The organism is Brachybacterium kimchii (genome assembly GCF_023373525.1).
Lineage (GTDB): Bacteria > Actinomycetota > Actinomycetes > Actinomycetales > Dermabacteraceae > Brachybacterium > Brachybacterium kimchii.
Genome location: NZ_CP097218.1, coordinates 1,260,083 through 1,278,446 on the forward strand (window position 1 = coordinate 1,260,083; position 18,364 = coordinate 1,278,446).

Genomic DNA, 18,364 nt, shown 5'->3' on the forward strand with positions numbered 1-18,364 from the left:
GGCTCAGGCCCCGGGGACCAGCGAGGGCGCGGAGAGGAACTCCAGGCCCGGGAGGTTGCGGGCGATCGTGAAGACGGCCACCAGGGCGCCCAGCCCGAGGAGCATGCCCTTGGGCGGATCGATGATGCGACCGCGCCCGCGGACGCGGTCGACGATCCAGCGCACGTAGAGGGCGAGCACGACGGGCATGGCCAGCACGATCAGCGCGTTGCTGTGCAGGGCCAGCAGCGGATCGCCCGCGAGCAGCGCGTGCACGGCGCGGGTGGCGCCGCAGCCCGGGCAGTCCAGGCCGGTGAGCGCGTGCAGGGGGCACAGCGGCACGTCCTGGGTGAAGGGGTCGAAGACCGCCTGCACCCCGATCGCCGCTGCGGCCGCGGCCGCCGCCAGGGCGAGCGGCAGCACCGCTCCCCGGGCGCCGGCCCGCCGGGTCACTGCGCCGAGGCCCGGGTGCGCTTCTGGCCGAAGCCCGCGAGGCGCAGGACGAAGCTCACGATCATCGTGATCACCACGACGGCCGCGCCGCCGATGATGATCGGCATGTCGCCGAGCACGATGCCGAGCGCCGCGACGATCGCCCCGAGGACGCAGCCGACGGTGTTCACCCAAGCGGCGACGGTGCTGCCCTCGTTGTGCGGGGGCGGCGGCGGGACGGCGTACGTGCGGGGCATGGGTGACCTCTCGTGTGCAGGGGGCGGATGGCCCTATTCTGCCACGCGCCCGGAGTCGCCCGGCGGCTCGGTCCGTGTGTCGTCGGACGGGTGCTCGGCCGTATCGTCGGCCGGTTCGTCGGACGGGTCGTGGACCCCACCGCCGGCAGCATCGGCGGAGGGCTCCTCGACCGCCGCATCGGACGGATCCTCGCCGCGGCTCAGCGCGTCCCAGGCCGCCGCCGGGTCGTCGGAGGGGTCGAGCTCGGCGGGCGCGACCTCGCGGGAGGCGTCGCGCTGGTAGCGGGAGCGGCGCCGGGGCCAGCGCCCCCCGACGGCCAGCACGAGCACGCCGACGACCACGAGCAGCGCGGCGGGAATGAGGGCCACGAGCGGCCAGATGCTCGCCTCGGCGTCGACCGAGCCGCCGACCACGCCCGTGGCCTCGGCGACCGCGGAGGTCGAGGCGCTCACGGCATCGGCGCGCACGCTGATCGAGGAGACAGCGGCGCCGATGCCCACGAGGATCAGCACGGGCCCGGTGATGAAGCGCACCCAGCGCGAGGCGAGGGTCGTCGCGACCGCGGCGGCGCCGCCCACGAGGGCGAGGGCGAGCACCGCGGGGGCGGCGTCCTGCCCGGTGACGTCGACGCTCTGCTTCGCGCCCGTGAAGCCGGCGGCCAGGGCGGTCGTCCAGGTCGCGCGGGTCATCCCCGCGAGCGCGAGGGACATGACGAGGGCGGCGAGCACGAGGCTGCGCCGGGTCAGCAGCGCCCTCATGCGTCGCGCACCGTCTGCGCGGAGGCGACCGCGCGGAGGGCGGCGGCGGCCTTGGTCTGGGACTCGCGGTGCTCGGTCACGGGATCGGAGTCGGCGACGATCCCGCCCCCGGACTGCACGTGCGCGGTGCCGTCCTTGATGACGGCGGTGCGGATCGCGATGGCCATGTCCATGTCCCCGGCGAAGTCGATGTACCCCACGGTGCCTCCGTAGACCCCGCGGCGCACCGGCTCGAGCCGGTCGATGATCTGCATCGCTCGCGGCTTCGGCGCCCCGGAGAGCGTGCCGGCGGGGAACGTCGCGCGCAGGGCGTCGCATGCGCTCGCGTCGGCGCGCAGGGTGCCGGTGACGTCGCTCGAGATGTGCTGGATGTGGCTGAAGCGCTCGATGTGCATGAGGTCGCGCACGGTGACGCTGCCGGGCTCGCAGACCTTCTGCAGGTCGTTGCGCGCGAGGTCGACGAGCATCAGGTGCTCGCTGCGCTCCTTGGGGTCGGCCAGCAGCTCCTCCGCGAGGCGCGAGTCCTCCTCGGGGGTCGCCCCGCGCGGCCGCGAGCCGGCGATCGGGTGCGTGCCGGCGGTGCGTCCGCGCACGGTGACGAGCGCCTCGGGGCTCGCGCCCACCACGTCGATCGGCGCGCCGTCGCCGTCCACGGTCCGCAGCAGGTACATGTACGGGCTGGGGTTCATGCGCCGCAGCACCCGGTAGACGTCCAGCGGATCCGCGGCGGTGGGCAGAGAGAAGCGCTGCGAGGGCACGACCTGGAAGATCTCGCCGTCGACGATGTCGCGGACGGCTTCGCGCACGGACTCCTGGTACTCCAGCTCGGCCGTGCGGGGCTTGGGCTCGACCTCCCGGACCGTGTCGTAGACGGCGGGGCGGGCGGGCAGCGGACGGTGCAGCGCGCCGCGCAGGGCGTCCAACCGCGCGAGGGCGTCGTCGTAGGCCTCGTCGACGCGCTCGTCGGTGCCGTCGAGGTTCAGGGCGTTGGCGACCAGCAGCACGGTGCCGTCGTGCGCATCGTGCACGGCGACGTCCTGGGCGAGCATCATCGAGAGGTCGGGGACGCCGATCTCGTCGGGCGGTGCGTCGGGCAGCTTCTCCCAGTGGCGCACGGCGTCGTAGGCGACGACGCCGACCAGTCCGCCGGTGAAGGGCGGCAGCTGCGGGAGGCGCGCGGAGCGGAACGCGTCGGCGACGGAGGCGAGGGCCTGCATCGGGTCGCCGTCCTCGGGGACGCCCGCGGGCACGTCGCCGATCCAGTGGGCCTGGCCGTCCTTCTCGGTGAGGACGGCGCGGGCGCGGGCGCCGATGATCGACCAGCGGGAGGCCTCGCCCTCCCCCGCGCTCTCGAGCAGGAAGGTGCCGCGGGGGTCCTCCTGGTCGACGATGCGGCGGTAGAGCGTGAGCGGGGTGTCCTCGTCGGCGAGCACGCGGAGGGTCACGGGGACGATCCGCTGCTGGGCGGCCAGCGCCCGGAAGGTCTCGCGATCGGGCTGGATCACCCCGAGGGCATCGCCCTCGATCCCGCCGACGAGCTCCGGGTAGGACGCTCCTGCGCCGGTGCCCTCGGAGGCCGCTGCGGACCCCTCGGGGACCGCTGCCGGCCCCCCGGGGGCAGATGGACGAGTGCGATCCGGGAGCGGCTGATCGGTCGTGGTCATCCCTCGGTGTCCTCCTCGGGGCGGTGCGCGGTGGCGGTCGCGGTGGCGGTCGCGGCGGTGGCCGTGGTGGGCCCGGCGGCGTCTGCGGCCGGTGTGCGCTCGGCCTCCGCGAGCACGCGGACGCCGAGCTCGCCGCCGACGAAGCAGGTGTCGGTGCCGCGGTGGCAGGCCGGTCCGATCTGATCGACCTGGACGAGCAGCGTGTCGCCGTCGCAGTCGAGGGCGGCCGAGCGCACGTACTGCACGTTCCCGCTGGTGTCGCCCTTGCGCCAGTACTCCTGGCGCGAGCGGGACCAGAACGTCACGCGGCCCTCGGTCAGGGTGCGGCGCAGGGCCTCGTCGTCCATCCAGCCGACCATGAGGACGCGGCCGTCCTCGTGGTCCTGGATGACGGCGGGCACGAGGCCCGCGGCGTCGTGGGCGAGGCGCTGCGCGATCGCCGGGTCGAGTGCCGGGGCGTCGTTCACAGCGCCCTCGCGAGCTCGTCGGCACGGTCCGTGCGCTCCCAGGTGAACTCGGGCAGCTCGCGGCCGAAGTGGCCGTGGGCCGAGGTCAGCGTGAAGATGGGGCGCAGCAGGTCCAGGGCGTCGATGATCGCGGCCGGACGCAGATCGAAGACCTTCTCGATGGCGCGGGCGATCTGGTGGTCGGGCACGGTGCCGGTGCCGAAGGTCTCGACGTACAGGCCCACGGGCGCGGCCACGCCGATCGCATAGGCGACCTGGACCTCGCAGCGCTTCGCGAGCCCCGCGGCGACGACGTTCTTGGCGACCCAGCGCATGGCGTAGGCGCCCGAGCGGTCGACCTTGCTGGGGTCCTTGCCGCTGAACGCGCCGCCGCCGTGGCGGGCCATCCCGCCGTAGGTGTCGACGATGATCTTGCGGCCCGTGAGGCCGGCGTCGCCCTTGGGGCCGCCGACGACGAAGCGACCGGAGGGGTTGATGTGGAAGCGCACCTCGGAGGTGTCCAGGCCGATGCCCTCGAGCTCCTCCAGGACGGGGGCGATGACGACCTGACGGATCCCGGGGTCGAGCTGCGCGGCGATGTCGACGTCCTCGTCGTGCTGGGTGGAGACCACGACCGCCTCGACGCTGCGGGCGACGTCGTGCTCGTCGTAGCCGATGGTGACCTGGGTCTTCCCGTCGGGTCGCAGGTAGGGCAGGACTCCGCTGCGGCGCGCCTCGGAGAGGTTCGAGGAGAGGCGGTGGGCGGCGTGGATCGGCAGCGGCATGAGGGTCGGCGTGTCCGAGCACGCGTAGCCGAACATGAGCCCCTGGTCGCCCGCGCCGAGGTCGCCGAAGCGCTCGGCGGAGCCGCCGTCGCGCCGCTCCCAGGAGGTGTCGACGCCCGCGGCGATGTCGGGGCTCTGCGAGCCGATGGAGACCTCGATGCCGCAGCTGTCGGCGTCGAAGCCCTTCGCGGAGGAGTCGTAGCCGATCTCGCGGATGACGTCGCGGACGATCCGCTGCACGTCGGTGTACCCCGACGTGCGCACCTCCCCGGCGACGTGGACGAGCCCCGTGGTCACCATGGTCTCGACGGCGACGCGCGCGCCGGTGTCCTGGCCGAGCATGTCGTCGAGGATGGCGTCGGAGATCTGATCGCAGATCTTGTCGGGGTGCCCCTCGGTGACCGACTCGGAGGTGAAGCTGCGCAGGTCGTGCGATGTCATGGGGTCCAGCGTACGTTGCCCAGCCTGCTCGCGACCTGCGTGAGCACAGCGTGGGCGACGGCCGTCTTGGACCCCTCGGCGCGGTCCACGTCCGCGCCCTCGGCGTCCAGGATCTCGATCGCCGTGTCCTCCGCGCCGAAGACCCCGCGGCTGACGTCGTTGAACACCAGCAGATCGGCCTGCTTGCGGCGCGCCTTCTCGCGCGCGAGCTCGAGGGAGGTGCGCCCCTCTCCCCCGGTCTCCGCGGCGAACCCGACGATGACATGCGGGTTCACGCGGGTTCCCGCGGGAGCTCCGGCCTCGCCGCGACGCTGCCGGCGGTCCGTCACGCTCGCGGCGAGCACGTCCTCGGTGCGGCGCAGCGCGAGGACGGGGACGTCGTCCTCACCGGTCTTCTTGATCTTCTCCTCGGCCCTCTCGGCGGGGGTGAAATCGGCCACCGCGGCGGCCATCACGAGCGCGTCGGCGTCCTCGCGCTCGGCGGCGACGGCCTCCGCGAGCTCGGCGGCGCTCAAGACCTCCACGCGGCGGGCGCCGGGCGGCGTCTCGAGGTCGACGTTCGCAGCGATCAGGGTGACCTCCGCGCCGCGCGCGAGGGCCGCGTGCGCGAGGGCGAAGCCCTGCTTGCCGGAGGAGTGGTTGGCGAGGAAGCGGACGGGGTCGATCTCCTCGCGGGTGCCGCCGGCGCTGATCAGCACGCGCGCTCCCCCGAGATCCTGCACGACGGCGCCGTGCTCGTCGCGCGGGGCGGTGAGCTGCGCGCGGGCGGCGTCGAGGATCGCTTCCGGCTCGGGAAGGCGGCCGGGTCCGCTGTCGGGGCCGGTGAGCCGGCCGACGGCGGGCTCGAGGACCCGCACGCCGCGCTCGCGCAGCACCGCCACGTTCTCGCGGGTCGCCGGGTTCTCCCACATCTCGGTGTGCATGGCGGGCGCGAGGAGGGCCCGCGGGCCGGCCATGAGCAGGGTCGCGCTCAGCAGGTCGTCGGCCCGTCCGCCGCGGACCCGGGCCAGCAGGTCGGCCGTCGCGGGGACGACGAGGACGAGGTCGGCCTCTTGCCCGAGCCGCACGTGGGCGACCTCGTCGACGTCCTCGAAGACGCTCGTGGTGACCGGGTGGTGGCTGAGGGCCTCCCAGGTCGCGGCGCCCACGAACTCGAGGGAGGAGGCGGTGGGGACCACGCGGACGTCGGCCCCGGACGCGACAAGGCCGCGCACCACGTGCGCGGCCTTGTAGGCGGCGATGCCGCCGCTCACGCCCAGCAGGACGCGGGCTCCGCGGATCCCATCGGCGATCTGGGTCATCTCAGCAGGATCCTCGCGATGCTCGGCGGATCTCGAGGGGACTCCCCCGAGTGTGCTCAGAAGGAGAAGTCGGTGGACGGCGGCTCGGGCGCGTCCTCGCCGAGCTGCAGAGGAGCCAGCGAGGACTCCGACTCGGCCTGCTTCTTGGCCTCGAGCTCGGCCTCGTCGATCTCACGGGCGACCAGCAGGCCCTCGTCGATCTCGCGCAGGGCGATGGAGAGCGGCTTCTCCTGGTTCTCGACGTCCACGAGGGGGCCGACGTACTCGAGCAGGCCCTCGGAGAGCTGCGAGTAGTAGGCGTTGATCTGGCGGGCGCGCTGCGAGGAGTAGAGCACGAGCGCGTACTTCGAGTCGACGTCCTCGAGGAGGCGGTCGATCGGCGGGTTCGTGATGCCCTCGGGCTGGGCGACGGTTCCGAACACGGAAGGTCCCTTCGATTGACGATGTGCACGGCGCTGCCGGTCCGGCAGTGAGCTGAGCTCGCGGAGCGCGCCGCATGCGACCACCCAGGATACGCCCCGATCCGCGCGCTGGCGAGCGGGGGGCGGGCGGGTTGCGTCACGCCCCGTCCGGAGGAGTCGCTCCCCGGCCTGCGCGGAGCGCGTGCAGCGGGGTGCTCCCGGCCGAATGCTCAGACGTGCTGCGGGGCGACGCCGATGAGAGCGGCCAGACGATCTGTGGCGTCGGCGACCGTGTCGTTGACGATGGTGACGTCGAACTCGCTCTCGGCGGCGAGCTCGACGCGCGCGGTGGCCAGGCGCCTCTCGCGCTCCTCGGCGTCCTCGGTGCCGCGGCCCACGAGCCGCTCGACGAGCGTCTCCCAGTCCGGCGGGGCGAGGAACACGAAGAGCGCCTCGGGCATGGTCTCGCGGACCTGCCGCGCTCCGGCGAGGTCGATCTCCAGGAGCACGGGGCGGCCGTCGGCGACGCGCTGCTCCACCGCGCCGCGGGGCGTTCCGTAGCGGTTGCGCCCGTGGACGATCGCCCACTCGAGCATCTGCCCGGTCTCGACCAGGCGGGTGAACTCCTCGTCGCTGACGAAGGAGTAGTGCACGCCGTCGACCTCACCGGGCCGCGGAGCGCGCGTGGTCGCCGAGACGGACAGCCACACGTCGGGATAGCGCTCGCGCATCGCCGCCGAGACCGTGCCCTTGCCGACGGCCGTCGGGCCGGCGAGCACCGTGACAGGGACGCGGCCGGAGCGCGGGGCTCCGGCCGCGACGCTCTCCGTCACTCGGAGAAATGGGCGATGAGCTTCTCCGCCTGGTGGGAGCCGAGGCCCCGCACCTTGCGCGAGGGCGAGATGCCGATCTCCTCCATGATCTGCTGCGCCTTGACCTTGCCGACGCCCGGGAGGGCCTCGAGGAGAGCGGCGACGCGGAGACGACCGATCACCTCGTTGTCCTCGGCCTCCTTGAGTACCTTGGCGATCTCCTCGCCGCGGCGGCCGGTGGACTCCTTCAGGCGGGACTTGATGGCTGCGCGCTCACGTCGGGCCTCGGCGGCCTTCTTGAGGGCTTCGGCGCGCTGTTCCGGGGAGAGAGGAGGGAGAGCCACTGTCGTACCTCAGTTCTTGGTTCGGTGACGGGTGTCCTGATGCCAGGGTCCCGGGGACCGGGTCCCACCGCGCCCTCCGACCATCCGGGTCCTGATCACCAGGGATCCTCGCGGACCTGCACGTCTCGGGCGGGTGCGGTGGCACGACTGTAACCCGATGATCGGCGGATTTCGCCCCTTCTCGGCGCGTCGCTCCAGTTCGGACGGCTTTCGGCCCCTTGTTCTGACGCGAGCACCAGCAAGTGTGGCGAAAAGCCGGGCCCGTGCCGCGCGCTCGAGACGGAGCCGCGGGATCAGAGCGCGTACGCGGCGGCGAGCTCCTCGGCCCTGGTCGAGAGGGCCTGCGGATCGGGCCCGGCGGAGAGCACTCCGCGCGAGAGCGAGACGAGGACCCGATCGGCGGCGGCCCCGAAGACCGCGGCACGGTCCTCGGGTCCGGCGCCCTGGGCGCCGTAGCCGGGGGCGAGCACCGGGGCGCGGGTCGCTGCGACAACGATGCCGAGCTCGCGCAGGGCCTCGCCCACGGTCGCGCCGATGACGAGCCCGGTGCTCCCCCACGCCTGCGCGGGGTCGAGTCCCGCCTGGGCGATCTCCGCCAGGTTCGCCGCGCGGGCGTGGTCGGCCATCGTGCGGGCGACGGACGATGCATCTGTCCCGCCGCTCCCCGCGGGAGAGCCCTTGGCGGGCGCGGCGTCAGCCGCAGGGACGTGCGCTCTCGCTGCGTGCTGGACCTCGGGCCCGTCGGGGTTCGAGGTCAGGGCCAGCACGAACACGCCCTTGCCGTGCTGTGCGGCGAGCTCGAGCGCCGGGGCGAGCGAGCCGAAGCCCAGGTACGGGCTCACGGTGACGGCGTCGGCCTCGAGCGGGGCGCCCGGACGCAGGTAGGCGTCCGCGTACCCGCCCATGGTCGAGCCGATGTCCCCGCGCTTGACGTCGAGGATCGTGAGCACGCCGCGCTCGCGGGCGGCGCCCAGCAGCTCCTCGAGCACCGTGATGCCTCGGGAGCCGTGGCGCTCGAAGAAGGCGGACTGGGGCTTGAGCGCGCACGCGTGCGCCGCGCAGGCGTCGAGCACGGTGCGGGCGAAGGCCCGCAGACCGTCCGCGTCGTCCGCGAGGCCCCACTGCGCGAGCAGGGAGGCGTGCGGGTCGACGCCCACGACGAGGGGGCCGCGCTCCGCGACGGCCGCGCGCAGCCGCTCGCCGAAGGTCCGGGCCGTGCCCGGCACGGGGCTCGCCCCTCCCCCGCTCACGCGCGCACCGTCTCGCCGCGGTGGCGCGAGAGGAAGGCGATGTGGTCCTGCAGGCTCTCGACGTCGAAGGCGCCGCTGGGCAGCGCCTCGATCGCCTGCACGGCCGCCTGGAACTCCTGCAGCGTGGTGATCATCGGGACGTCCATCGAGGTCGCGGCCGCGCGGATCTCGTAGCCGTCGGCGCGGGCGTCGGAGCCCGAGGGCGTGTTCAGCACGAGCACGACCTGGCCGCCCTCGATGAGCTCGATGACGCTGCCGGAGGCGTCGGCCTCGGAGGCCTTGGCGATGGTGCGGCACGGGACCCCGGAGCGGCGCAGCACCGAGGCGGTGCCGACGGTCGCGAGGATGTCGAAGCCGAGCGCCGCCAGACGCGCCACCGGGAGCACGACGCCGCGCTTGTCGCGATCCGAGACCGAGACGAAGACGCAGCCCGAGGTGGGCAGGCCCTGCCCGGAGATCGCCAGCTGCGACTTCGCGAAGGCCAGCGGGAAGGTCGCGTCCATGCCCATGACCTCGCCCGTCGACCGCATCTCGGGGCCGAGCAGCGCGTCGACGCTGCGGCCCTCGTGGGTGCGGAAGCGCTTGAAGGGCAGCACGGCCTCCTTGACGCTGATCGGGGTGTCCGCGGGGAGGTCCCCGCCGTCGCCCTCGCGGGGCAGCGCGCCCTGGGCGCGCAGCTCGGCGATCGAGCGGCCCGCCATGATCAGCGAGGCCGCCTGGGCCAGGTGGACGCCCGTCGCCTTGGAGACGAAGGGGACGGTGCGGGAGGCGCGCGGGTTGGCCTCGAGCACGTAGAGCACGCCGTGGGCGAGCGCGTACTGGACGTTGAGCAGGCCGCGCACGCCCACGCCCTCGGCGATCGCCTCGGTCGAGCGGCGGATCTGCTCGAGCACGCCGGCGCCCAGGGTCACGGGCGGCAGGGTGCACGCGGAGTCGCCCGAGTGGATCCCGGCCTCCTCGATGTGCTCCATGATCCCGCCGAGGTACATCTCCTCGCCGTCGTACAGCGCGTCGACGTCGATCTCGGTCGCGGTGTCCAGGAACGAGTCGATGAGGATCGGCGCCTCGGCACGACCGCCCTCGGGGATGTTGCGGCCCACGTAGTCCACGAGCCCGGCCTCGTCGTAGACGATCTCCATGCCGCGCCCGCCGAGCACGTAGCTCGGGCGCACGAGAACGGGGTACCCGACCTCGCGGGCGGTGTCGATCGCGTCGGCCAGGGCCCAGGCGGTGCCGTAGGGAGGGGCGGGCAGCTCGGCCCGGGCGAGGACGCCGCCGAAGGCGCCGCGGTCCTCGGCCATGTCGATCGCGCCGGGCGAGGTGCCGATGACCGGCAGGCCCGCGTCCTCCAGGCGCCGCGCGAGGGAGAGCGGGGTCTGCCCGCCCAGCTGCACGATGACGCCCGCGACGGGCCCGGCGGCGCGCTCGGCCTCATAGACCTCTACGACGTCCTCGAAGGTCAGGGGCTCGAAGTAGAGCCGGTCGGCGACGTCGTAGTCCGTCGAGACCGTCTCGGGGTTGCAGTTGACCATGACGGTCTCGAAGCCTCCCCCGCCCTCGGCGAGGTCGCGGCCCAGCACCATCGCGGCGTGCACGCAGGAGTAGTCGAACTCGATGCCCTGGCCGATGCGGTTGGGGCCGGAGCCGAGGATCAGCACCGCGGGCTTCGTGCGGGGCTCGACCTCGCTCTCCTGGTCGTAGCTCGAGTAGTGGTACGGGGTGCGGGAGGCGAACTCCGCCGCGCAGGTGTCCACGGTCTTGTACACCGGGTTCACGCCGAGCGCCTCGCGCACGCCCTTGACGACGTCGCCGGAGACGCTGCGCAGCTGCCCGATCTGGTCGTCGGAGATGCCGTGGCGCTTGGCCAGGGCCAGGAGGCCGGCGTCGAGCACCTCGGCCGCGCGGACCTCCTCGGCGATCTCCGCGACGAGCAGGAACTGGTCGAGGAACCAGCGGTCGATGGCGGTGGTCTCGTAGAGCCGCTCGATCGTCTCGGCGGGGTCGACGACGCCCGCGGCGGCCGCGCGCAGGATGCGGGCGATCGCCACCATGCGGGTGTCGGAGGGGATGCGCACGGCCTCGACGAGCTCGGCGACCTCGGAGGCGTCCGGTGCCGGTCCCGTGTAGTCGACGTTCGCCGCCTTCACGTCCAGGGAGCGCTGGGCCTTGCCGTAGGCCTCGGTGAAGCTGCGGCCCAGCGCCATCGCCTCGCCCACGCTCTTCATGGTGGTGGTGAGGGTCGGGTCGGCGGCCGGGAACTTCTCGAAGGCGAAGCGCGGGATCTTCACGACCACGTAGTCCAGCGTCGGCTCGAAGCTCGCCGGGGTGGTGCCCGTGATGTCGTTGCGGATCTCGTCGAGCGTGTAGCCCAGCGCCAGGCGGGCGGCGATCTTCGCGATCGGGAAGCCCGTGGCCTTCGAGGCGAGGGCCGAGGAGCGCGAGACGCGGGGGTTCATCTCGATCACGACGATGCGCCCGGTGGTGGGGTGGATCGCGAACTGCACGTTGCAGCCGCCGGTGTCCACCCCGACCTCGCGGATGATGCCGATGCCCAGGTCGCGCAGCCTCTGCTGCTCGACGTCGGTGAGGGTGAGGGCCGGGGCCACGGTCACGGAGTCGCCCGTGTGCACGCCGACGGGGTCGACGTTCTCGATCGTGCAGACGACCACGCAGTTGTCCTTGCGGTCGCGCATGAGCTCGAGCTCGAACTCCTTCCAGCCCAGGATCGACTCCTCCAGGAGCACCTCGGTGGTCGGCGAGTAGTGCAGGCCGTCGCCGGCGATGCGGCGCAGGTCCGCCTCGTCGTAGGCCATGCCGGAGCCGAGCCCGCCCATGGTGAAGCTCGGGCGCACGACCATCGGGTATCCGAGGTCCTCGGCGGCCTCGAGGCAGTCGTCCATGGTGTGGCAGATGCGCGAGCGGGCGGACTCGCCGCCCACGCGCTCGACGACGCCCTTGAAGCGCTGGCGGTCCTCGGCCTTCTGGATCGCGTCGATCGAGGCGCCGATCATCTCGACCCCGAACTCGGCGAGGATGCCGCGCTCCTCGAGGGCGATGGCGGCGTTCAGCGCGGTCTGGCCGCCGAGGGTCGGCAGCACCGCGTCGGGGCGCTCCTTCGCGATGATCGAGCGGATGACGTCGGGGTCGATCGGCTCGATGTAGGTCGCGTCCGCGATGTCCGGGTCGGTCATGATCGTCGCCGGGTTCGAGTTCACGAGGATGACGCGCAGGCCCTCCTCGCGCAGCACGCGGCAGGCCTGGGTGCCGGAGTAGTCGAACTCGGCGGCCTGGCCGATGACGATCGGCCCGGAGCCGATCACGAGCACGGAGGCGATGTCGTCGCGGCGGGGCATCAGGAGTCCTTCTTCTCGGAGGCGGCGGGGGTCTGGTCGGCCGTGCCGGTGCGGTGCACGCGCACGAGGTCGACGAGGCGGTCGAACAGGTAGGAGGCCTCGTGCGGGCCCGACGCGGCCTCGGGGTGGTACTGCACGGAGTAGGCGGGCAGGTCGAGGCAGCGGATGCCCTCGACCACGTCGTCGTTCAGGCCCACGTGGGAGACGACGACCCGGCCGTAGCGGCCGCCGTCGTGCGGAGCGGTGTGCTCGCCCTCGAGCGGGACGTCGACGGCGAAGCCGTGGTTCTGGGCGGTGATCTCGACCTTGCCGGTCTCGCGGTCCAGCACCGGCTGGTTGATCCCGCGGTGGCCGTACTTGAGCTTGTACGTGCCGAAGCCGAGCGCGCGGCCCAGCAGCTGGTTGCCGAAGCAGATCCCGAAGAAGGGCAGGCCCTGGTCCAGGACGCCGCGCAGCAGCTCGACCTGGGCCTCGGCGCTCGCGGGGTCGCCGGGGCCGTTCGAGAAGAACACCGCGTCCGGCTCGGTCGCCAGCAGCTCCTCGAGGGAGGTCGTCGCGGGCAGCAGGTGCACGCGCAGGCCGCGGGCGACCATGTTGCGCGGCGTCGCGCCCTTGATGCCGAGGTCGACGGCGGCGACCGTGCCGATCGCCTCGCCCTCGGGCTCGAGGACCACGGGCTGCGGGATGGTCACCTCCTCGACGAAGCTCGCGCCCTCCATGGCGGGCTCGGCCTGGATGCGCTCGAGCAGCTGCTGCTCGCTCGCGTCCTCCAGCGCGCTGCCGGAGAAGATGCCCCCGCGCATGGACCCGTGCTCGCGCAGGATGCGCGTGAGCATGCGGGTGTCGATCCCGGAGATGCCGACGACCTCGCTGCCCACCAGCAGGTCGTCGAGGCTCTGCTCGCTGCGCCAGTTCGAGGCGACGCGGCTGGCCTCGCGCACGGCGTAGCCGCGCACCCAGACCGTCCGGGACTCCATGTCCTCGGCGTTGGCGCCGGTGTTGCCGATGTGCGGCGCCGTCTGCACGACGATCTGGCCCGCGTAGGAGGGGTCGGTGAGGGTCTCCTGGTAGCCGGTCATGCCGGTCGCGAAGACGACCTCGCCCAGACGCGCACCGCGCGCGCCGTAGGCCTCGCCGCGCAGCACGGTGCCGTCCTCGAGGACGAGGAGGGCGGGGTCGGGGGTGCGGCGCGCGCGGCCGACGCGGGCGTCGGGGGCGGTGGTGGTCATGGGAGCTCCTTCCGGGGCTGCGGGTCGGTGGACGGGAGTGCGGGGTCCGACGGGGGCGGGCCCGACGGGTCGGCGGACGGGCGCTGGTCGGCGGGCAGGCGCCGGGCGGCGAGGGCGAGGAAGCGGTCCTGGTCGGCGCGCTCGTCGAGGCGGAAGCCGGTGTCGAGCTCGGTCGAGCCCAGCTGCCAGCGGACGACGAGGAGGCCGTCGCCGCCGATCCACTTGCCGACCATGCCGGAGGCGGTGTGGACGGAGCGGACGTCGGCCCAGGGGACGAGGAAGCTCGCGGCGCCCTGGCGCTCCACGTGCAGGACGGGCCGTCCGCCGTCGTCCGCGTCGGAGACCGACGCCCGGCTGCGAGGGCCGAGGCCGCGCGCGGTGACGCGCTCGAGCGGGCGGCCGGCGAGCGTGGTGGCGACGTAGACGCCCTCCGCGGAGCCGGGCTCGCTCCCCCAGCTCAGCGCCTTGCCGCCGGCGACGGGCTGCGGGAGCTCGGGCAGATCGCCCTGGCGGGCGGCGCGTCGCCGCCAGCCCCACCAGGCCAGCAGCACGCACAGCGCGAGCACGACGACCAGGGCGAGGACGGGCGGGAGGTAGCGGGTGAGGTCCATGCTCGCCCGCTCAGTGCTCCGCGAGGCGGGAGTCCCGCACCGTGGGGCGGCCCGCGAGCAGGGTGAGCCGGTTGCGTCCGGGCAGGGTGCGGCCCGCCACGGGCGAGTTCCGTCCGCGGGAGGCGTGCTCCTCGGGGTCGACCTCGGCGGCCGGCCGCGGATCCCACACCAGCACGTGGGCGACCTCGCCGGCCGCGAGAGGGCGACCCTGGTCGACGTCACGGGCGATCCGGGCGGGGGTCTCCGAGAGCACCCGCGCCACATCCCGCCAGCTCAGGACCCCGGTGTCGACCATCGTCTGCTGGACGATCCCGAGCGCGGTCTCCAGGCCCGTCATGCCGAACGCGGCGGTGTCCCACTCGCGGTCCTTGGCATCGGCCGGGTGCGGGGCGTGGTCCGTCGCGACGATGTCGATCGTGCCGTCGGCCAGTCCCTCGCGCACGGCCTCGACGTCGGCCTGCGTGCGAAGCGGCGGGTTCACCTTGTACACCGCGTCGTAGCCGCGCGCCTCCTCGTCGGTGAGCAGCAGGTGGTGCGGGGTGACCTCTGCGGTCACGTCCACGCCGCGCTGCTTGGCCCAGCGGACGATCTCGACGCTGCCGGCGGTCGAGAGGTGGCAGACGTGCAGGCGCGAGCCGACGTGCTCGGCCAGCAGCACGTCGCGGGCGATGATCGACTCCTCGGCGACGCTGGGCCAGCCGGTGAGGCCGATCTCGGCGGAGACGCGGCCCTCGTGCATCTGCGCGCCCTCGGTCAGTCGCGGGTCCTGCGCGTGCTGGGCGATGACGCCGTCGAAGGTCTTCACGTACTCCAGGGCGCGGCGCATGAGCACCGGGTCGGAGACGCACTTGCCGTCGTCGCTGAACACGCGCACCCGGGCGCGGGAGCCCGCCATCGCGTCGAGCTCGGCGAGGCGCTCCCCTCCCAGCCCCACGGTGACGGCGCCGATCGGGTGGACGGCGCACCAGGCGGCGTCCTCCCCGCGCTGGAGGACCTGCTCGACGACGCCCGCGGTGTCCGCGACGGGCGTCGTGTTGGCCATCGCGTGCACGGCGGTGAAGCCGCCGCGGGCCGCGGCGCGGGTGCCGGTCTCGACGGTCTCGGCCTCCTCGCCGCCGGGCTCGCGCAGATGCGTGTGCAGGTCGACGAGGCCGGGCAGGACGATGCAGCCCTCGGCGTCGACGACCTCGACGCCCTCGGGGGCGGAGAGGTCGGGGCCGACGGCGGTGATCGTCCCGTCCTCGACCAGGACGTCGGCGACGTCCTCGCCGTAGGGGCGGCCGCCGCGAATCAGCAGTGCGGCTGCGGCGGCGGCGGTGGTCGCGGCATCGGCGGCGGAAGCGGTGGTGGGGGTCATGATTCCTCCCTCGCGTTGGAGGCCAGCAGGTGGAAGAGCACGGCCATGCGGACGCTCACGCCCGCCGCGACCTGCTCGACGATCACGCTGCGGGGACCGTCGGCCACTCCCCCGGCGATCTCGAAGCCGCGGTTCATCGGGCCGGGGTGCATGACGATCGCGTGATCGGGCAGGCGGTCGGCACGCTCCTGCGTGAGCTGCAGGCGCCGGGTGTACTCGGCAGCGCTCGGGAAGTAGCCGCCGCCGAGCATGCGCTCGCGCTGGACGCGCAGCATCATCACGGCATCGGGGGCCAGGGCGATCGCCTCGTCGAGGTCGTAGAGAACGTCGCAGGGCCAGACGTCGGCCCCCACGGGGACCAGCGAGGGCGGCGCGACGAGCGTGACACGCGCGCCGAGCAGCGTCATCAGCTGCACGTTCGAGCGCGCGACGCGCGAATGCATGATGTCGCCGACGATCACCACGTGCAGGCCGTCCAGGCCCTTCCCATCGACGCTGCCCGAGCGCTCCCCGGCCCTCTGCTCCCCGCCCAGATGGCGGCGCAGGGTGAAGGAGTCCAGGAGCGCCTGGGTGGGGTGCTGGTGCGTGCCGTCGCCGGCGTTGACGATCGGGACGTCGATCCAGCCGGAGTGCGCGAGCTTGTGCGCCGCGCCCGAAGCGGGAGCGCGCACCACCACGGCGTCGGCCCCCATCGCGCGCAGGGTCAGCGCGGTGTCCTTGAGCGACTCCCCCTTGGAGATGCTCGATCCCTTGGCGGAGAAGTTGATGACGTCGGCCGAGAGGCGCTTCGCGGCGGCCTCGAAGCTGATGCGGGTGCGGGTGGAGTCCTCCATGAAGAGGTTCACCACGGTGGTGCCGACGAGGGTGGGCAGCTTGCGCATCTGCCGCTCCTGGGTGGCGACCATGCGGGTCGAGGTGTCCAGCAGCTCGATCGCGGAGGCGCGGTCCAGGTCGCCGATGCCGGTCAGGTGCTTCATCGCCGCGCCCCCTCGTCCTCGGGGGACGCGGGGTGGGAGATCCTCACCGCGTCCTCGCCGTCGGTCTCCGTGAGCAGCACGCCCACGCGCTCGCTGCGGGAGGTGGGGAGGTTCTTGCCGACGTGGTCGGCGCGGATCGGCAGCTCGCGGTGGCCGCGGTCCACGAGGACCGCGAGGCGCACGACGGCGGGCCGGCCGATCGCGGAGAGAGCGTCGAGGGCGGCGCGCACGGTGCGCCCGGAGTAGAGGACGTCGTCGACGAGGACGACGACCTTCCCGTCGATCCCGCCGGAGGGGATGTGCGTGGGGTGCGGCAGCCGCGCGGGGCTGCGGCGCAGGTCGTCCCGGTACAGGGTGATGTCCAGGGCGCCGGCCAGGGAGTCCGGGTCGCGTCCCGCGCCCTCGGCCTCGGCGATGATGGCGGCGATGCGCCGCGCGAGGGGGACGCCGCGATGCGGGATGCCCAGCAGCACGAGGTCGTCGGCCCCGTGGCCGGTCTCGATGATCTCGTGGGCGATGCGCGTGAGGGAGCGGGAGATGTCGTCCTGATCCAGGACGGTCTTCTCGCTCCCGGGCGCAGTGGGGCCCGGTCGATCTGCGGTCATGATCTTCTCCCTTCCGCGTCTCACGGGACGCGAGGTTAAAGGGTGGTGGATCGGTGCGATCGCTGTTGATCGTAGCGCGCGGGGCGCACGCTCCCGCGCGTCGTCTCAGGTGGTGGCGGGAGCTGTTGCGGACGTCTCAGAGGAGCGGGTCGACGGGCGGTGCTCAGCCCAGCAGGTCACGCATCTCGCCGATGCGCTGCAGGAGGCCGTTGACGAAGCGCGGGGAGTCCTCGGTGGACAGCTCGCGCGCGATCGTCGCGTACTCGCCGATCACGGGGCCGACGCCGTCGGCCGGAGTGTCGTGGAGGATCTCCGCGGCACCGGTGCGCAGGATCGCGCGGTCCACGGCGGGCATGCGGTGCAGGGGCCAGTCGCGGCTGTGGGTCGAGAGCTGCTCGTCGATCTCCTCGCGGTGCGCGGCGACGAGCTCGACCAGGTGCGCGGAGCGCTCGGGAAGGGCGGTCTGGGCCGCCGTGCGCAGCCGCCGCTCGGCGAGCACATCGCCCAGGTCGCGCTCGCGGGCGTCGGCCTCGAAGACGACGTCGATCGCCCGCACCCGCTCGCGGGAGCGGGAGGTCAGGCGCTTGGGGTTAGCGGGATGCGTCTCCAGCAGCTCGACCTCCTCGCCCTCGCGACCGGGCAGGGGAAGACTCAGCGGATCCTGCACGTCAGGCGCGCCCGAGGTAGTCGCCGGAGCGGGTGTCGACCTTGACCTTGGTGCCCTGCTCGAGGAACAGCGGCACCTGGATCTCGCGGCCGGTCTCGAGGGTGGCCGGCTTGGTCCCGCCGGAGGAGCGGTCGCCCTGCAGGCCGGGCTCGGTGTGCGTGATCTCCAGCACGACGCTCGCGGGCAGCTCGACGTAGAGCACCTTCTCGTCGTGGAAGGCGACCACGACGTCGGCGCCCTCGAGCAGGAAGTCCTTGGCATCGCCGACGACGTCGCCGGGGACGTTGGTCTGCTCCCAGGTGGAGGTGTCCATGAAGACGTAGAGGTCGCCGTCGAGGTACGAGTACTGCATGTCGCGCTTGTCGACCGTCGCGGTCTCCACCTTCACGCCGGCGTTGAAGGTCTTGTCGACCGTCTTGCCCGACAGCACGTTCTTGATCTTGGTGCGCACGAAGGCGGGGCCCTTGCCCGGCTTCACGTGCTGGAACTCGACGACCTGCCAGAGCTGGTTATCCAGGTTCAGCACGATGCCGTTCTTGAGGTCGTTGGTCGTCGCCATGGGTCTCCTCGGGAGTCGACGGGCGTCTCGCCCGGTGTGCGCTCTCGCGCCTTGCGGTGCGCGTGCGGCGCGATCGAGGTCACGCCGCAGGCTCATTCACTTTACCGCCTGGACCCGCATCCTCCGCTCCCCCGG

Annotated in this window: 19 protein-coding genes; all 19 read right to left on the minus strand. The window is 73.3% G+C overall.

The genetic code is table 11. From position 1 onward, the window contains the following. Positions 1–3 precede the first annotated feature (3 nt). The 19 genes from M4486_RS06110 to efp all read right to left on the minus strand — a co-directional run bounded on the left by M4486_RS06110 (position 4) and on the right by efp (position 18,229). Positions 4–402 carry a DUF2752 domain-containing protein gene (locus M4486_RS06110; RefSeq protein WP_249480272.1) on the minus strand — a complete coding sequence of 133 codons (399 nt, stop codon included), beginning with the start codon at positions 400–402 and terminating at the stop codon, positions 4–6. 26 nt (positions 403–428) lie between these two features. After that, entirely contained in the window at positions 429–668 is a 240-nt protein-coding gene (locus tag M4486_RS06115) for an HGxxPAAW family protein (protein WP_152353050.1), read from the minus strand. Between the two features lie 33 nt (positions 669–701). Continuing rightward, positions 702–1,427 carry a Trp biosynthesis-associated membrane protein gene (locus M4486_RS06120; protein WP_249480273.1) on the minus strand — a complete coding sequence of 242 codons (726 nt, stop codon included), beginning with the start codon at positions 1,425–1,427 and terminating at the stop codon, positions 702–704. After that, entirely contained in the window at positions 1,424–3,091 is a 1,668-nt protein-coding gene (locus M4486_RS06125; protein WP_249480274.1) for an anthranilate synthase component I, read from the minus strand. Before M4486_RS06125 ends, M4486_RS06120 begins: the two co-directional genes overlap by 4 nt. Next, positions 3,088–3,558 (minus strand): phosphoribosyl-AMP cyclohydrolase, encoded by a 471-nt coding sequence (hisI, locus tag M4486_RS06130; protein WP_429798323.1) that lies wholly within the window; start codon positions 3,556–3,558, stop codon positions 3,088–3,090. The genes M4486_RS06125 and hisI overlap by 4 nt, the downstream gene beginning before the upstream one ends. Then, positions 3,555–4,763 carry a methionine adenosyltransferase gene (metK, locus tag M4486_RS06135; RefSeq protein ID WP_249480275.1) on the minus strand — a complete coding sequence of 403 codons (1,209 nt, stop codon included), beginning with the start codon at positions 4,761–4,763 and terminating at the stop codon, positions 3,555–3,557. The genes hisI and metK overlap by 4 nt, the downstream gene beginning before the upstream one ends. Further along, a complete protein-coding gene (gene coaBC / locus M4486_RS06140; protein ID WP_249480276.1) occupies positions 4,760–6,064 on the minus strand; it encodes a bifunctional phosphopantothenoylcysteine decarboxylase/phosphopantothenate--cysteine ligase CoaBC in 1,305 nt (434 codons plus the stop codon). Before coaBC ends, metK begins: the two co-directional genes overlap by 4 nt. A gap of 56 nt (positions 6,065–6,120) precedes the next feature. Then, entirely contained in the window at positions 6,121–6,486 is a 366-nt protein-coding gene (rpoZ, locus tag M4486_RS06145; RefSeq protein WP_152353056.1) for a DNA-directed RNA polymerase subunit omega, read from the minus strand. A gap of 209 nt (positions 6,487–6,695) precedes the next feature. After that, positions 6,696–7,298, minus strand: a complete 603-nt coding sequence (gene gmk, locus M4486_RS06150; protein WP_249480277.1) for a guanylate kinase — start codon at positions 7,296–7,298, stop codon at positions 6,696–6,698. Further along, positions 7,295–7,621, minus strand: coding sequence for an integration host factor, actinobacterial type (gene mihF / locus M4486_RS06155; RefSeq protein ID WP_152353058.1), 327 nt, complete (start codon positions 7,619–7,621; stop codon positions 7,295–7,297). Before mihF ends, gmk begins: the two co-directional genes overlap by 4 nt. Positions 7,622–7,914: 293 nt before the next feature. Then, a complete protein-coding gene (gene pyrF / locus M4486_RS06160) occupies positions 7,915–8,871 on the minus strand; it encodes an orotidine-5'-phosphate decarboxylase (protein WP_249480278.1) in 957 nt (318 codons plus the stop codon). After that, positions 8,868–12,224 (minus strand): carbamoyl-phosphate synthase large subunit, encoded by a 3,357-nt coding sequence (gene carB / locus M4486_RS06165; RefSeq protein ID WP_249480279.1) that lies wholly within the window; start codon positions 12,222–12,224, stop codon positions 8,868–8,870. Before carB ends, pyrF begins: the two co-directional genes overlap by 4 nt. After that, positions 12,224–13,453 (minus strand): glutamine-hydrolyzing carbamoyl-phosphate synthase small subunit, encoded by a 1,230-nt coding sequence (gene carA / locus M4486_RS06170; RefSeq protein WP_249480280.1) that lies wholly within the window; start codon positions 13,451–13,453, stop codon positions 12,224–12,226. The genes carB and carA overlap by 1 nt, the downstream gene beginning before the upstream one ends. Further along, a complete protein-coding gene (locus M4486_RS06175) occupies positions 13,450–14,064 on the minus strand; it encodes a PH-like domain-containing protein (protein WP_249480281.1) in 615 nt (204 codons plus the stop codon). The genes carA and M4486_RS06175 overlap by 4 nt, the downstream gene beginning before the upstream one ends. Before the next feature lie 10 nt (positions 14,065–14,074). Next, complete coding sequence (locus M4486_RS06180) at positions 14,075–15,421, minus strand: dihydroorotase (RefSeq protein ID WP_249480282.1); 1,347 nt, start codon at positions 15,419–15,421, stop codon at positions 14,075–14,077. Beyond that, entirely contained in the window at positions 15,418–16,398 is a 981-nt protein-coding gene (locus M4486_RS06185) for an aspartate carbamoyltransferase catalytic subunit (RefSeq protein ID WP_249480283.1), read from the minus strand. The genes M4486_RS06180 and M4486_RS06185 overlap by 4 nt, the downstream gene beginning before the upstream one ends. Continuing rightward, positions 16,395–17,003: a bifunctional pyr operon transcriptional regulator/uracil phosphoribosyltransferase PyrR gene (pyrR, locus tag M4486_RS06190; protein WP_249480284.1), complete on the minus strand. Its 609-nt coding sequence runs from the start codon at positions 17,001–17,003 to the stop codon at positions 16,395–16,397. The genes M4486_RS06185 and pyrR overlap by 4 nt, the downstream gene beginning before the upstream one ends. Before the next feature lie 163 nt (positions 17,004–17,166). Next, positions 17,167–17,670, minus strand: a complete 504-nt coding sequence (gene nusB / locus M4486_RS06195) for a transcription antitermination factor NusB (protein ID WP_249480285.1) — start codon at positions 17,668–17,670, stop codon at positions 17,167–17,169. Position 17,671: 1 nt separating this feature from the next. Continuing rightward, positions 17,672–18,229, minus strand: a complete 558-nt coding sequence (gene efp, locus M4486_RS06200) for an elongation factor P (protein ID WP_249480286.1) — start codon at positions 18,227–18,229, stop codon at positions 17,672–17,674. Positions 18,230–18,364: the final 135 nt, after the last annotated feature.